Annotated in this window: 12 protein-coding genes; 5 read left to right on the forward strand and 7 right to left on the reverse strand. The window is 64.6% G+C overall.

Features of this window, described 5'->3' with window-relative positions; all coding sequences use genetic code 11:
• Nucleotides 1–8 precede the first annotated feature (8 nt).
• The 3 genes from PSELUDRAFT_RS15275 to PSELUDRAFT_RS15285 form a co-directional block, all read right to left on the reverse strand.
• Nucleotides 9–1,304 (reverse strand): methyltransferase domain-containing protein, encoded by a 1,296-nt coding sequence (locus tag PSELUDRAFT_RS15275; RefSeq protein ID WP_088967650.1) that lies wholly within the window; start codon nt 1,302–1,304, stop codon nt 9–11.
• Between the two features lie 164 nt (nt 1,305–1,468).
• Nucleotides 1,469–2,827 carry an aspartate aminotransferase family protein gene (locus PSELUDRAFT_RS15280; RefSeq protein WP_088967651.1) on the reverse strand — a complete coding sequence of 453 codons (1,359 nt, stop codon included), beginning with the start codon at nt 2,825–2,827 and terminating at the stop codon, nt 1,469–1,471.
• 77 nt (nt 2,828–2,904) lie between these two features.
• Nucleotides 2,905–4,242 carry a glutamine synthetase family protein gene (locus tag PSELUDRAFT_RS15285; RefSeq protein ID WP_088967652.1) on the reverse strand — a complete coding sequence of 446 codons (1,338 nt, stop codon included), beginning with the start codon at nt 4,240–4,242 and terminating at the stop codon, nt 2,905–2,907.
• 220 nt (nt 4,243–4,462) lie between these two features.
• Here PSELUDRAFT_RS15285 and PSELUDRAFT_RS15290 point away from each other — a divergent pair, with 220 nt between their 5' ends.
• Nucleotides 4,463–5,113 carry a GntR family transcriptional regulator gene (locus tag PSELUDRAFT_RS15290; RefSeq protein WP_088968526.1) on the forward strand — a complete coding sequence of 217 codons (651 nt, stop codon included), beginning with the start codon at nt 4,463–4,465 and terminating at the stop codon, nt 5,111–5,113.
• Nucleotides 5,114–5,122: 9 nt separating this feature from the next.
• Nucleotides 5,123–5,698 carry a flavin reductase family protein gene (locus PSELUDRAFT_RS15295; RefSeq protein ID WP_179947553.1) on the forward strand — a complete coding sequence of 192 codons (576 nt, stop codon included), beginning with the start codon at nt 5,123–5,125 and terminating at the stop codon, nt 5,696–5,698.
• An 84-nt stretch (nt 5,699–5,782) separates the two neighbouring features.
• Here the strand turns inward: PSELUDRAFT_RS15295 and selD are convergent, their stop codons facing one another.
• Nucleotides 5,783–6,823, reverse strand: coding sequence for a selenide, water dikinase SelD (selD, locus tag PSELUDRAFT_RS15300; protein ID WP_088967654.1), 1,041 nt, complete (start codon nt 6,821–6,823; stop codon nt 5,783–5,785).
• Nucleotides 6,824–6,841: 18 nt separating this feature from the next.
• Here selD and mnmH point away from each other — a divergent pair, with 18 nt between their 5' ends.
• Entirely contained in the window at nt 6,842–7,882 is a 1,041-nt protein-coding gene (gene mnmH / locus PSELUDRAFT_RS15305; RefSeq protein WP_088967655.1) for a tRNA 2-selenouridine(34) synthase MnmH, read from the forward strand.
• A 69-nt stretch (nt 7,883–7,951) separates the two neighbouring features.
• Here mnmH and PSELUDRAFT_RS15310 read toward each other — a convergent pair whose 3' ends face one another.
• The gene (locus PSELUDRAFT_RS15310) at nt 7,952–8,413 is read right to left on the reverse strand and encodes an AtaL-like protein (protein ID WP_157725154.1); all 462 of its coding nucleotides are present in this window, start codon (nt 8,411–8,413) and stop codon (nt 7,952–7,954) included.
• 337 nt (nt 8,414–8,750) lie between these two features.
• Between PSELUDRAFT_RS15310 and PSELUDRAFT_RS15315 the strand changes: the two genes are divergently transcribed.
• The gene (locus PSELUDRAFT_RS15315) at nt 8,751–9,626 is read left to right on the forward strand and encodes a hypothetical protein (protein ID WP_088967657.1); all 876 of its coding nucleotides are present in this window, start codon (nt 8,751–8,753) and stop codon (nt 9,624–9,626) included.
• Nucleotides 9,627–9,727: 101 nt separating this feature from the next.
• Here PSELUDRAFT_RS15315 and PSELUDRAFT_RS15320 read toward each other — a convergent pair whose 3' ends face one another.
• A complete protein-coding gene (locus tag PSELUDRAFT_RS15320) occupies nt 9,728–10,345 on the reverse strand; it encodes a metalloregulator ArsR/SmtB family transcription factor (RefSeq protein WP_088967658.1) in 618 nt (205 codons plus the stop codon).
• Entirely contained in the window at nt 10,342–11,571 is a 1,230-nt protein-coding gene (locus PSELUDRAFT_RS15325; protein ID WP_088967659.1) for an MFS transporter, read from the reverse strand. The genes PSELUDRAFT_RS15320 and PSELUDRAFT_RS15325 overlap by 4 nt, the downstream gene beginning before the upstream one ends.
• A gap of 211 nt (nt 11,572–11,782) precedes the next feature.
• On the opposite strand from PSELUDRAFT_RS15325, the gene PSELUDRAFT_RS15330 reads away from it, so the two are divergent.
• Nucleotides 11,783–13,132, forward strand: coding sequence for a deoxyguanosinetriphosphate triphosphohydrolase (locus PSELUDRAFT_RS15330; RefSeq protein ID WP_088968527.1), 1,350 nt, complete (start codon nt 11,783–11,785; stop codon nt 13,130–13,132).
• Nucleotides 13,133–13,144 lie beyond the last annotated feature (12 nt).

Here is a 13,144-nt window from a genome sequence, read left to right on the forward strand (position 1 = left end):
TCGCCGCTTCATGCCGCCAGCCAGGCGCTGTACAGCTCGCCGCGCATCGGTACGCCGGACTCCTGGCGCAGTATCACCGGGCGACTTTGCCAGCGTGCAAAGCCGGCGGCGGCCAGTTGTGCGGCGAGGTAGGCCGGCGCGTGGCTGTAGCGGCCGCTGCTATTGAGATGGAAGCCCGCCGCATCGCCGGCCAGCAACTCGCTGGAAAACACCAGTTGCCCGCCCGGCCGCAGGCTGCGGGCAATGGCCGGCAGTACAGCGGATAGCTCGCCGATGTAGATGAAGGTATCCATGCACACCGCCAGGTCGAAGCGCTCGGGCTGCGTTGCCAGCCAGCTGCCCAGCTCCGCCTGCTCCAGCTGCTGGTAGATGCCCTTGGCCTGCGCCTCGCGCAGCATGCCGGCACTCAGGTCCACGCCAACCAGGCGGCTGGCATGCGGCTGCAACACGCTGCCGATCAGCCCGGTGCCACAGCCCAGGTCGGCGATGCGCCAGCCGGCTTGCGGCCAACCCTGCTCCGCCGCCAGCGCCGCCACCATGGCCGGGCCCTGGTAGTCCAGCTCGCCCAGCTTGCGCTCGAAGCTGGCGGAGAACTGGTCAAACGCCTGCTGCACATAGGCATCGCTGCAGCGCGCCGGGGTGTCGCTGCCACCACAGGCGGCCAGCAGATGCTGCGCGATGGCGTTGTCCGGCTGCTGCACCAGCCACTGCCGCAGCAGCGCCTGCGCTGCCTCGGGCTGGCCGGTTTCCGCCAGCGCCTGCGCCAGTGTGGCTGGCGGATGTTTGCTGACACCCTCGCAGACAATGCCACGGTAGTTGCACTGCTGCGCCAGCGCCGCCTCACCGTTGGCCGCATGGTGCGCAGACAGCAGGAACCAGGCATCGGGCATGTCCGGCTTCAGCTGCAGCGCTTGCAGCCAGGCCTGTTCTGCCTGTTCGGCATTGCCCAGCGCCGCCTCGCTGGCACCCAGATTGGTCCAGAAAAAATACTGCCCGGCATCGCGCGCCAGCGCGGCGCGGAAAGCCGCCACCGCGTCCGCGTAGTGCTGCAGGCTGGCGCTGACGATGCCCAGGCTGAACCACCACGCCGCCGGGGTGCTGTCCGCCTGCACCGCCTGTTGCAGCCAGGGCAGCGCCTCGGCATCTCGCCCCTGCTGGTGCAGAGCACAGCCCAGCCAGTGCTGGCCGGCGGCATCGTCGGGATTGGCCGCAAGGTGCTGCCGGTACAGCGCTTCGGCGGCGGCGAGGTCGCCGGCCAGGTGCTGGCGCTGGGCGGACTGGAACAGGGATTCGGTAGCGGACATGGCGTGACGGCGAGCGGGGAAAGGCTGTCACTATATGAATTTTGCGCGGCAGCGGCCAGCGGGACGCCCCATGCAGGGCGGAAGCCCAAAGGGCGCTCCGCCAGCATGCGGCCAACCTGAGTGTGGCGGAACGCCCGGCCTTGCCGGGCTTCCGCCCTGCGGCGCTACTTCACGGCGGCGACGAAGTCGGCGAATGCCGCCACCAGCCGGTCGACATCGGCCTCGGTGGTGTCCGGGCACACCAGGATCATATTGTGGAACGGCGTGATCAGCAGGCCGCGGTTGAGCAGGAACAGGTGCACGATATGCTCCAAGTCGCTGTCCAGTATCCTGTCGGCCTCGCTGCCGTTCTGCGGCGGCGTGGCGGTGAACTGGAACTCGGTGCGCGCGCCGATCTGCGTCACGCACCACGGCAGCCCGTGCTGCGTGATGACAGCTCGCAAACCTGCGGCCAACCTTTCCGCCAGGCCGAACATATACCGGTAGGCTTCGTCGGTCATCACCTCGGCAAGGTTCGCCCGCATCGCCGCCATGGCCAGCAGGTTGGCGGTAAGCGTGGTGCCGATGCCGCTATGCCCCGGCGGCGCGGTGCGCTTGGCTTCCTCGGCACGGTGGGCGGTCTGCTCGCTGAAGCCGTACACCGCGCACGGCACGCCGCCGGCTACCGGTTTGCCCACCACCAGCAGGTCCGGCTGCAGGCCGTGGGCGCGGGTGTAGCCCCCGGGGCCGCTGCTGATGGTGTGGGTCTCGTCGATCAGCAGCAGCGTGCCGTAGCGCTGGCACAGCGCCTGTGCCGCCTGCCAGAAGCCCGGCTGCGGCAGCACCATACCGATATTGGTCATTGCCGGCTCGGCCAGCAGGCAGGCCACCTGGCCGTCCTGCAGCGCTGCTTCCAGCGCCGCCAGGTCGTTGAACTCCACGCTGCGGGTATGTTGGGTAATGTCGTATACCTGGCCCAGCAGGCTGTTGCGAGTCTGCGGCTGGCCATCCACCAGATCGACGAACACATCGTCCACCGTGCCGTGGTAGCAGCCGTTGAAGATCAGCACCTTGCTGCGATGGGTGATCGCCCGCGCCCAGCGGATGGCATATCGGTTGGCGTCGGAGGCGGACAGCGCGAACTGCCAGTACGGCAGGCCGAAGCGGCGCGCCAGTTCCTGCGCCACCCACACGCCGTCCTCGCTGGGCAGCATGGCGGTGTAGCCACGCTGTGCCTGGCGGGCGATGGCCTCGGCCACCGGTTTGGGGCTGTGGCCGAACATGGCGCCGGTGTCGCCCAGGCAGAAGTCCACGTAGTCGTGGCCGTCCACATCCTGGAAACGCGCGCCCTGCGCCGCCGCCACGTACAGCGAGAACGGCGTGGACCAGTCGTTCATCCAGTGCAGCGGCACGCCGAACAGCAGGTGGCCGGCGGCACGCGACGACAGCTCGCGCGAACGCGGCATGCGGCCGATAAAGGCATTGCGTTCAAGGTGGTGCAGCGCCTGGGCCTTGTCCCAGTCGATGCCGTGGCGGGTGTTCATGCTGTTCTCCTTGTGTTTTGTCTTGTGCCGGCATGCGGCCAACGTTGGCCGCATGCCGTGAATCGGTGTTGTCGCACTTACACGTGCAGCTGCAGGTGTTCGCGCTCCCAGGCGGTAATGCCGCGGTTGAAGGTTTCGAACTCTTTCTCCTTCACCGCGCAGAACGCCTGCACGAACTCCTCGCCCAGAATCTCCGCCAGCTCCGGGCAGGCCTGCATCAGCTCCACCGCGTCTTCCAGGCTGCGCGGCAGCTCGTAGTCCAGGTCGTAGGCGCTGTCGTTCATCGGTGCGGAAGGCTCGATCTTGCCCACCATGCCCAGGTAGCCGCAGGCCAGGGTGGCGGCCATTGCCAGGTAGGGATTCACGTCCACGCCGGGCACGCGGTTTTCCAGCCGGCGCGCCGCCGGGCCGGACGGCGGAATGCGGATGCCGCAGGTGCGGTTGTCGTAGCCCCAGCGTACATTGATGGGCGCCGCGGTGTGGCGGCTCAGGCGGCGGTAGCTGTTCACGTACGGCGCCAGCATCGGCATGGCATGCGGCAGGTATCGCTGCATGCCGCCGATGTGGTGGAAGAACAGCTCGCTGGCGCTGCCATCCGGCTGCGAGAAGATGTTCTCGCCGCTTTCGCTGCTCACGATGCTCTGGTGGATGTGCATGGCGCTGCCCGGCTCGCCTTCCATCGGCTTGGCCATGAAGGTGGCGAAGATATTGTGACGGTAGGCGGTTTCGCGCACCGCGCGCTTGAACAGGAACACCTGGTCGGCTAGCGCCATGGCGTCGCCGTGGCTGAAGTTGATCTCCATCTGGCAGGCGCCCACTTCGTGGATCAGCGTTTCCACATTGAGTTTGGCTGCCTCGCAGAACGCCGACAGCTCCTGGAAGAAGGGGTCGAAATCATTCACCGCATCGATGGAGAACGACTGGCGGCCCACCTCGGAACGGCCTGCGCGGCCGGATGGCGGGCGCAGCGGTTCGTGCGGGTTGTTGTTCTGGCGGATCAGGTAGAACTCCATCTCCGGCGCCACCACCGGGCGCCAGCCTCGGTTTTCGTACAGTTTCAGCACCTTGCGCAGCACTGCGCGCGGCGAGATGCCCACCGGGCGGCCGTCGAAGTCCTCGCAGTCGTGGATCACCACCGCCACCGGCTCGATGGCCCACGGCACCAGGCGGATGGTGGACGGGTCCGGCCGGCACACCATGTCCGGGTCGTTGGCGCCGGCAAAGCGCTCGAACTCGGCGAATTCGCCGTTCACGGTGATGGTGAGCACTGCCTTGGACATCTTCATACTGTCTTCGGCCAGGAACAGGTTCTTGGGCACGATCTTGCCGCGCGCCACCCCGGTCATGTCGGGTATCACGCACTCCACTTCGTGGATACTGTGTTCGCGTATGAACGCGGCGAGTTGTTCATTCATGGTCGTTCTCCTCCGGTATTCCGATCATCATGTTCCGTTGGTTCCCGTCCTTGCCCAGCTTGATCCATCCCTTGCAAAACAGAAAACCGCAGCAAAACGCAGGTGGTGCTGCGCATGGTAGATTTGATCAAATAACCATGTCAACAATTTGATCAAATGCAAATTTGCATCGCTGCCCTGCTCTGCTATGCTTGCGGCCAACTTTGCCCGCCTCCCCGCCATGAAAACCGCTTCCGCCTCCACCCTGCAGGACGACATCTACGACAAAATGCGCCACATGCTGATGCTGGGGCGCTGGCTGCCGGGCGAGCGTCTGAAGATCAACCACCTGGCCAGCGAGCTGGGCGTGAGCCAGATGCCGGTACGCGCCGCGCTGCAAAGGTTGGCCGCAGAAAAGGCGCTGGTGAACGTACCCAATTGCGGTGTGACCGTGCCGCAGCTCAGCGTGGCGCAGTTCGACGACATCCTGCAAAACCGCATCCTGCTGGAAGGCGAAGCCGCCTACCTTGGCGCGCAGCGGCTGGATGCCGCCGGCCGCGAGCAGCTGCTGGCCTTGTGCCAGCAGATGGATGCCGCGATTGCCGCCGACGATGTAAAAGGCTACCTGGACGCCAACGAGCTGTTCCACCTGGCGCTGTACCATGCGGCCAACTCGCCGCTGCTGCTGTCGCTGATCGAAACCGTGTGGCTGCACGTGGGGCCGATTTCCAACCAGCTGCACCAGGATCTGGACGTGTGGAAAACCATGAACGATGCCCACAGTGTGCTGCTGCGGGCATTGCAGAATAATGACGCCGACGGCGTGCGCGCCGCCATTGCCCAGGACCTGCGCACCGCCGGCAGCTACCTGCGCCGGCTGTGCCTGGATTAAGGAATGACCATGCCGAGTTATCAAGCTGTTGATCTTGCCAAGAGCTACCGCCTGCTCAACCACGGCCCCACGGTGCTGGTGAGCAGCGCCCACGGCGGGCGCCAGAACGTGATGGCCGCCGCCTGGAGCATGCCGCTGGACTTCAACCCGCCCAAGGTGGCGGTAGTGATCGACAAGTCCACCTTCAGCCGCCAGCTGATCGAAGCCTCCGGCGAGTTCGTGCTCAACGTGCCGCTGCAGCCGCAGGCTGCCGCCGTGCTGCAGGTGGGCTCGGACAGCGGGCTGGAGGTGGCTGACAAGTTCGCCGCCAGCGGCCTGGTTGCCGTGCCCGGCCACGCGGTGGCCGCGCCGCACGTGGACGGCTGCGCCGGCTGGCTGGAGTGCAGGTTGATCCGCGAGCCGCATAACCAGCAGCAGTACGACCTGTTCATCGGCGAGGTGGTGTCCGCCTGGGCCGACCCGACGCTGTTCGTCGACGGCCACTGGCAGCCGATTCACGACGATGCCAAGCGCACGCTACACTACATCGCCGGCGGGCACTTCTTCACCATCGGCGCGACGCTGGACGTGCCGCTGCCGGAGTGAGCAATTGCGTCAGCAACAAAAAAGGCAGAGCTTTCGCTCTGCCTTTTTGCATTGCCATGCGGCCAACGTTGGCCGCAGGCCGCGTCAGCTCACGTGAATGAGCGGCTCGCCCGCTGCCAGCTCGCCAATGCGGCTGGCGTACTCGAAACCGGCGGTATGGAACAGCTGCAGCACCTGCTCCGCCGCCTCCGGCGCCACTGCCACCAGCAGGCCGCCGCTGGTCTGCGCATCGGCCAGCACCCGCAGCTGCCACTCGGCCACGCTGTCGGCGCAGTGCACGTCGGCGCCGAAGCTGGCCAGGTTGCGCTCGATGGCGCCGGGGCCGATGCCCTGCTCGGCAAAGCCGCGCGCCTCGCGGATCACCGGCACGCTGGCCATGTCCACGTGGGCGGCCAGGCCGGAGCCACGGCAGATTTCCAGCAAGTGGCCCAGCAGGCCGAAGCCGGTAACATCGGTAAGCGCATGCACCGCATCCAGCGGCGCCAGCTGCCCGCCCACCTTGTTGAGCTGGGTGGTGGAGGCGATCAGCGCGCGGTAGCCGGCTTCGTCCAGCAGGCCCTTTTTCATTGCCTGCGCCAGCACGCCCACACCCAGGCCCTTGCCGAGGATCAGCACGTCACCGGCCTTGGCGTCGCAGTTGCGCTTGATCTGGTCCGGGTGCATCAGTCCCATCACCACCAGGCCGTAAATCGGCTCCGGGGCGTCGATGGAATGGCCACCGGCAATGGGAATGCCCGCCTCGCGGCAGACCGATTCGCCGCCCTGCAGGATGTCGCGAATCACCTCCACCGGCAGGGTGTTCACCGGCATGCCGACAATGGCCAGCGCCATGATGGGCGTGGCGCCCATGGCGTAGATGTCGGAAATGGCATTGGTGGCGGCGATGCGGCCAAAGTCATAGCCATCGTCGACGATGGGCAGGAAGAAATCGGTAGTGGCCACCAGCGCCTGGCTGTCGTTCAGGCGGTAAACCGCGGCGTCGTCGCTGGTTTCGCGCCCCACCAGCAAGTCCGGGTACGGCAGCAGGTCCTTGGCGCCGGCAAGAATCGATTGCAACACGGACGGCGCGATTTTGCAGCCGCAACCGCCGCCGTGAGACAATTGCGTCAATCTGATATCAGCCATCGTAAAGCTCACAAAACCATGTTGTTCAAGGCCGCGACCGTAGCACAGCTATCCCAGTTTGACGAGATCATCGACGTCCGCACCCCGGCGGAATTCGCCGAGGACCACATCCCCGGCGCCATCAACTGCCCGGTGATGAGCGACGAGGAGCGCGTGCGGGTAGGCACGCTGTACAAGCAGGTGTCGCCGTTCGAGGCGCGCAAGGTGGGCGCCGCCATCGCCGCGCGCAATATCGCCCGCCACCTGGATGAACAGTTTGCCCTCCACCCCAAATCCTGGCGCCCCTTGGTGTACTGCTGGCGCGGCGGCCAGCGCTCCGGCTCCATGGCCATCATCCTGGCGCAGATCGGCTGGGCCGCGCACCAGCTGCAGGGCGGCTACAAGACTTACCGTCACCAGGTGCTGGACGAGCTGGCCACCCTGCCGGCGCAGCTGGACCTGCGTGTGGTTGGCGGCCCCACCGGCAGTGGCAAGAGCCGCCTGCTGCACGCATTGGCGGCCTCTGGCGCCCAGGTGCTGGACCTGGAACAGCTGGCGGCGCATCGCGGCTCGGTACTGGGCGGGTTGCCGGATGCGGTGCAGCCCAGCCAGAAGCGCTTCGACAGCCTGCTGGCCGACGCCATCAAGCGGCTGGATCCGACGCGCCCAGTGTTCATCGAGGCGGAAAGCAAGAAGATAGGTTTTGTGGCGCTGCCGGAAGCGCTGTTCGCGCGCATGCACGCCAGCCCCTGCCTGCAGGTGGAAGCACCGTTGGCCGCACGGGTGGCGTTCTTGAAACAGGACTACAGCTTCTATCTGGCCGAGCCGGAACGACTGGTTACCCAACTGGGTTTCCTGCGCAACGTGCACAGCAAGGCGCAGCTGGATGCCTGGTACGCGATGGCGCGCGGCGGCGACTTCGACACCCTGGTGAGCGAGCTACTGCTCAACCACTACGACCCGCTGTACCGCCGCTCGCAGGGCAAACACTACACCGCCGGCCAGCAGGCACTGGCGTTGCCGGCGCTGGACGATGCCACCCTGGCCGACGTGGCACGCCAGCTGGCACAGGCAAGCTGAGGCAGCACAGCCTCCCCGGCAAGCAAAAATGCCGCCCGATCGGGCGGCATTTTGTTCACCGGCTGCAGTTCAACAACTGCCCAGCACGCCTTCTGCGGCCAACTCCAGGATGCGCCGCGCGGTCTGCATGTCGGCCTGGTGATAGGCGGATTTCAGATACGGCACATAGTAGCTGGGGTCATTGCTGTCGCTGACGTCCGCCTTTTCCGGCAGATCGTTCTCGTAAGTAAAGCGGATGAACAGCTCGCCCGGACGCGGCTCCTCGATGAACATGCTCATTCGCCCGCCGATGTGCTGATCGCTGGGCTCGGTGTGGTAGTGCACGCCGTCCAGTTCCACCAGCTGAATCCGCTCGCGCACCACCAGCCCGCCAAAACGGATCTCGCGATGCAGCACGCCCTCGCTGTGCGCCAGAATGGTGGCTTCACTGATGTTCTCATCGAAACGCTGCGGGTCCTCTGCCCGCAGCACCAGCCCCTGCCATAGCTGCAAGCGGCTCAGCCCGTTGCCCGGCATCCGCGAATCAAACATCTGTATCAAGTGCTCGTACTTCATCTAGTGCTACCTATAAAGCTGATACTGCATTGTAAGCCGGTTGCCAAAAAACAACAAAACCACACTTTCATCCCGGCTAATTTAATAGCAAACGCTAAAGCTTCAACAGCTGTCTAATCGACATTTAAGCGTTTAGTTTATTTTTGATTTCACATGACATATTTTAACATTTCTATAAAATCTACCGGAATACTGACGGTTTATTGAAGATGGCGGCTATGAGAGAATCCAGTCATACGCTTTGCGCCCCCCACTTCTGGCATGAGATCCATGCAGGCAAAGCCCACGAGCACTCAGGGTTACCCACAAGACAATGACCAGCAAGATCCAATACCTCCAGCAGCCGGCCGTCGCCGACTTCATCCAGCAGCTTTCCAGCTGGCTGGATGGCGAAAGCTTTGGCGAGCACCAGTTCAAGGTGCGCGACAAGATACTGCCGGCCAACTACGATCGCGACTTCTACGCCACCACTCTGGAAGAGGCATACCAGCGCTTCTACTGGAACGGCCAGTACTTCGACGAATCGCAGGCCCTGCTGGACGACTTCCGCAACCGCCTGCGCGAGTCGCTGCAAACCGGCGATGCCGGCCAGCTGCTGAAAGTCATCGACGAAGTCCTGCTGTGGGGGTCTGGCGGCAAGGTCATCAAGCTGTACACCTACAACCGTGACTGGGCGGAAAACAACCTCGCAAGCCTGGTGGAGAAGATTCGCCACAGCCTGGCCATCCTGCAATCGGAAGCGCCCGATACCAGCCCGTTTGACGGCGAGTTGCGCATGAATGCCGGCTTTACCAAGGTTTACGCGCTGGCCGGCGACCAGATCATGATGTACGACGGCCGCATTGGCGCCGCCATGGGCTACCTGGTGCGCCAGTTCTGCGAAAGCCGCCGCCTGCTGCTGCCGGAAGCACTGTGCTTCCCGTGGGCGCCGGGCGCCTCCACCATGAACCGCAACCCCAGCACGGAACTGCTGCACTTCAAGCAACTGGCCAACCGCAGCCGCTTCCATGCCGACTGGAAAGTACGCGCCAGCTGGGTGGCCAGCGAGGCGCTCAATAACGCCACGGCCGCCTGGTGCCAGGGACCGCATGCGCTGCGCCGGCTGGAAGCCTCCCTGTTCATGCTGGGTTACGAGATTCCGATTGCGCGCCGCAAAACGCAGAAACAACGGCCGATGATGGGTATCTAGACCGCTGCCCACAATAAACCGGCAAAAAGCAAAACACCCCGCACACTGCGGGGTGTTTTGTTTGCACCGCCCGGCACCTGCTGCCGGCAGCTACAGCGTGCTCACACCGGTGTGATGCGATAAACGCAGCGTTGCCCGCCGGAAAGCAGATGTTCGCTACGCTCCACTGTAGCCATGCCGGCAAACAGGCTCTGGAACTGCGACAACTCCGAACGGCAGAATCCCTGGCAAGCCGTTGCGGCGCTACAGATCGGGCAATGATGCTCCTGCAGCAGCCAACCCGAGCCATCGGCCCTGGCTTCCGCCATATAGCCTTCCTGCGCCCGCAGCGCCGCCAGCTGCTTCACCCGCTCTGCCAGATCGCCTGCCGAGTTCAATTGCTGCCGATAATGCTGCTCCGCCTGTTTTTCCCGGGCGGCAATCAATGTCTCCACCGCTGCCGAACCCAGTTGCGTCTGCATCAGCTGCAGCAACTGCGCCGTCAGCTCGCCATGCCGATCCGGAAAACGGGCGTGCCCGGCCGCGGTAAGCTGCCAGTACTGCGCCGGGCGCCCCACCCCTTCACGGCGCTCATCGCAACACACCAGGCCTGCCTGCTGGAACTGCAGCAACTGCTTGCGCACCCCCATGCCGGTAAGGCCGGTCAACAGTGCAAGCTGCTGCGCCGTTTGCGCCCCCAGCGTTTTCAGCCGATACAGCACATCATCATTCGCCATCATGCCTCCTGCCGGGCAAGATGCGGCCAACGTGCCAGCTTGCCGAGCCGCCAGACCGCCACCAGACACATGCCACCGCCCAGCGCGATGGTCAGCCGGGTGTCCAGCAGGGTCAACCCGCCGCCAAGCAAGGCGACCAGTACATTACTGATGCAGAACACGGTGGAAAGCAGCCCCATCACCGCGCCCTGCCCCAGGTGGGCAAACTGCTCGGCGCACCAGGCCGGCAGCAGCGCGTTATAGATGGCCAGCGGCCAGCCCAGCACCACTACCAGCAGCAAACCGGGGGTCGATGGCATGAGCGCCAGCACCAGCAAGCCGCCACCTACCAGCAGGGCATTGCGCCTGGCCAGCAGCAAAGGCTCGCGCCCGTGCCCCCGGCGGCCAAGCGCGGTGCTGGACAACGCCATCACCAGACACAGCCCTGCCGTCACCCAGGCAATGCCGCTACTGCCCATATGCGCAAACTCCACCAGCCACAGCGGGTAGAACTCGTAGAAAGCATTCACCCCCAGCGCAAACAGCAACTGCATCCAGAACATCCCGGCCAGCAGATCGTCCTGCCGCAGCAGGCTGAACGCATGCTGCTGCCGCACCACATGCGACAAGGACCGCCCCTGCAGCCCCTTGGCCTCGCCGGTTTCCGGCAGCACCCACAGCAGAATGGCCAGACAAGGCAGCAAGGTAAAGGCGCCGATCAGGAACGGCACCGGCTCGCCAAAAGGCAGGGTGAAGCCACCTATCATCGGCCCCACCAGCCAGCCCATATACAGCACGGCATTGAGGATGGCGAAGCTGCGTGCGCGCTCCAGCTGCGGATGCAGGTCGGCAACGATGGCGCGCGCCACGGCGACATTGCCTTCGGTCAGGCCGGTCAGAAAACGTGAGAACACGAACAGCAGATACCAGCGCATATCCAGCGCCCAGGCGGTAAGCAGGTAGCCCAGTAACGTCAATGTCAGCGTGATCAGCAGAATGCGCCGCCGCCCCAAGCTATCAGACAGGGCCCCGATGAACATGCTGCCCACCAGGATGCCCAGCGGGTTGGCCGCAAGCGCCACGCCCAGCAGCAGCTTGGGGGGAAGCCCCAGGAAATGGTTGAACCCATCCGCCGGCGCATGCACAAAAATGGGCGCCAGGATGGGGTAAGGCATGGCCACGCCGGCAGTGCTCATCAGCGCCACCAGACATACCGCCAGCAGTATCAATTTGGGGTGTGCGACAGTCATGTGTTGTCATCCAGGGATTTTTCGAGCCCGCCGCATCGCCTGATATATGCAGACATCACCAGACGCGGCGGTAGGCCACTTATGCCTGCAGTTTACACCGGAATGGCATAAATAAATTTTTTGTTTATTATTTGCCACGCTGCGCGACTGATGTTTCTGGCATCATGCAATACAGCACACCACAAGGAACGCCATCGTGAGCAACAGCCGCATGCAGTGGGAACAACTGCTGTCCACCCGCCGCTTCAAGGTACAGGATGGCGCCATCCGCGAAACACACACCCCGGCCACGCTGGAAGGCGCCGCCGGCCTGCGCAGCGACTTCCACATCGACCACGACCGCGTGGTGTTCTCCAGCGCCTTTCGCCGCCTGGGGCGCAAGACCCAGGTACACCCGCTGGCGCCCAACGATCACACCCACAACCGCCTGACCCACAGCGTGGAAGTGGCCAGCGTTGGCCGCAGCCTGGGCAACCGCGCCGGCGCCATGATGGAAGCAGTAGGCCTGCTGCCCGCCGGCTTCACTCCGTTCGACATCGGCGGTGCGGTACAGGTGGCTTGCCTCGCACACGACATCGGCAACCCGCCATTCGGCCACACCGGCGAAGAGGCGCTGCGCGACTGGTTCCGCGACCCGGCGCATGCGCCACTGCTGCAGGGGCTCAGCGCTGCCGAACGTGCCGACATCCAGACCTACGAAGGCAACGCCCACGGCCTGCGCATGGTGGCCAGCCTGGAGATGTACCGCGGCGAGGGCGGCATGCGCCTGACCAGCGCCGCGCTGGGTGCGCTGATCAAATACCCGTGGACATCCGATGCGCCGCGGGCGCAGGCACGCGGCAAGTTCAACATCTACCGCACCGAGCTGCCCTACTTTGAACAGGTAGCCACCGAACTCGGCCTGCTGCGCAAGGCCCAACACGAATGGGCACGCCACCCTCTGTCCTATTTGATGGAAGCCGCCGACGACATCTGCTACGCCATCCTCGACCTGGAAGACGCGGTGGAAATCGGCATTCTCGACGTGCATGAGTTCGAGCGGCTGTTCAACCACTTCGGCGAAACCGAACGCGTATGGCAAACCCAGGACGTCAGCCAGAAATGCGCCATGCTGCGCGGCATCGCCATTGGCCGCTGTGTGGCCGAGGTGGCGGAAAAATTCATGCTGCACCAGGATACGCTGCTCACCGGCAGCTTCCAGGGCAAGGACCTGATCGACGTGTGCGCGCCGGACATCAAGCAGACCCTGCTGGCGGCCAAGGTCCTGGCCAGCCACAAGGTCTACCGCCACCGCACCAAGCTGGTCACCGAGCTGGCCTCCTACCCGTGCATTGCCACCGTGCTGGATGTACTGGTGCCGGCGGTACATGCCCGCGTCATCCGTGGCGGCGAGGCACTGAACGCGCGGCAGAACCTGGCGCTTGGCCTGCTGCCGCAGCCGCTGGCGGAAGGCATCGGCCTGTACCAGGCCTATATGACGGTACTGGACTACATCGGCGCCATGACCGACAACTATGCGGCCAACCTGGCGCGAGAAATCTCCGGCGTCGGCATCCTGTAACCGTAGCCAGCG

This window comes from Vogesella sp. LIG4, assembly GCF_900090205.1.
GTDB lineage: Bacteria > Pseudomonadota > Gammaproteobacteria > Burkholderiales > Chromobacteriaceae > Vogesella.

Coding starts and splice junctions, on each gene's coding strand:
- PSELUDRAFT_RS15285 (WP_088967652.1), bottom strand. CDS start 4,242: ATGAATGAACAACTCGCCGCGTTCATACGCGAACACAGTATCCACGAA.
- PSELUDRAFT_RS15290 (WP_088968526.1), top strand. CDS start 4,463: ATGAAAACCGCTTCCGCCTCCACCCTGCAGGACGACATCTACGACAAA.
- PSELUDRAFT_RS15295 (WP_179947553.1), top strand. CDS start 5,123: ATGCCGAGTTATCAAGCTGTTGATCTTGCCAAGAGCTACCGCCTGCTC.
- PSELUDRAFT_RS15330 (WP_088968527.1), top strand. CDS start 11,783: ATGCAGTGGGAACAACTGCTGTCCACCCGCCGCTTCAAGGTACAGGAT.
- selD (WP_088967654.1), bottom strand. CDS start 6,823: ATGGCTGATATCAGATTGACGCAATTGTCTCACGGCGGCGGTTGCGGC.
- PSELUDRAFT_RS15315 (WP_088967657.1), top strand. CDS start 8,751: ATGACCAGCAAGATCCAATACCTCCAGCAGCCGGCCGTCGCCGACTTC.
- PSELUDRAFT_RS15320 (WP_088967658.1), bottom strand. CDS start 10,345: ATGATGGCGAATGATGATGTGCTGTATCGGCTGAAAACGCTGGGGGCG.
- PSELUDRAFT_RS15310 (WP_157725154.1), bottom strand. CDS start 8,413: ATGTTTGATTCGCGGATGCCGGGCAACGGGCTGAGCCGCTTGCAGCTA.
- PSELUDRAFT_RS15280 (WP_088967651.1), bottom strand. CDS start 2,827: ATGAACACCCGCCACGGCATCGACTGGGACAAGGCCCAGGCGCTGCAC.
- mnmH (WP_088967655.1), top strand. CDS start 6,842: ATGTTGTTCAAGGCCGCGACCGTAGCACAGCTATCCCAGTTTGACGAG.
- PSELUDRAFT_RS15275 (WP_088967650.1), bottom strand. CDS start 1,304: ATGTCCGCTACCGAATCCCTGTTCCAGTCCGCCCAGCGCCAGCACCTG.
- PSELUDRAFT_RS15325 (WP_088967659.1), bottom strand. CDS start 11,571: ATGACTGTCGCACACCCCAAATTGATACTGCTGGCGGTATGTCTGGTG.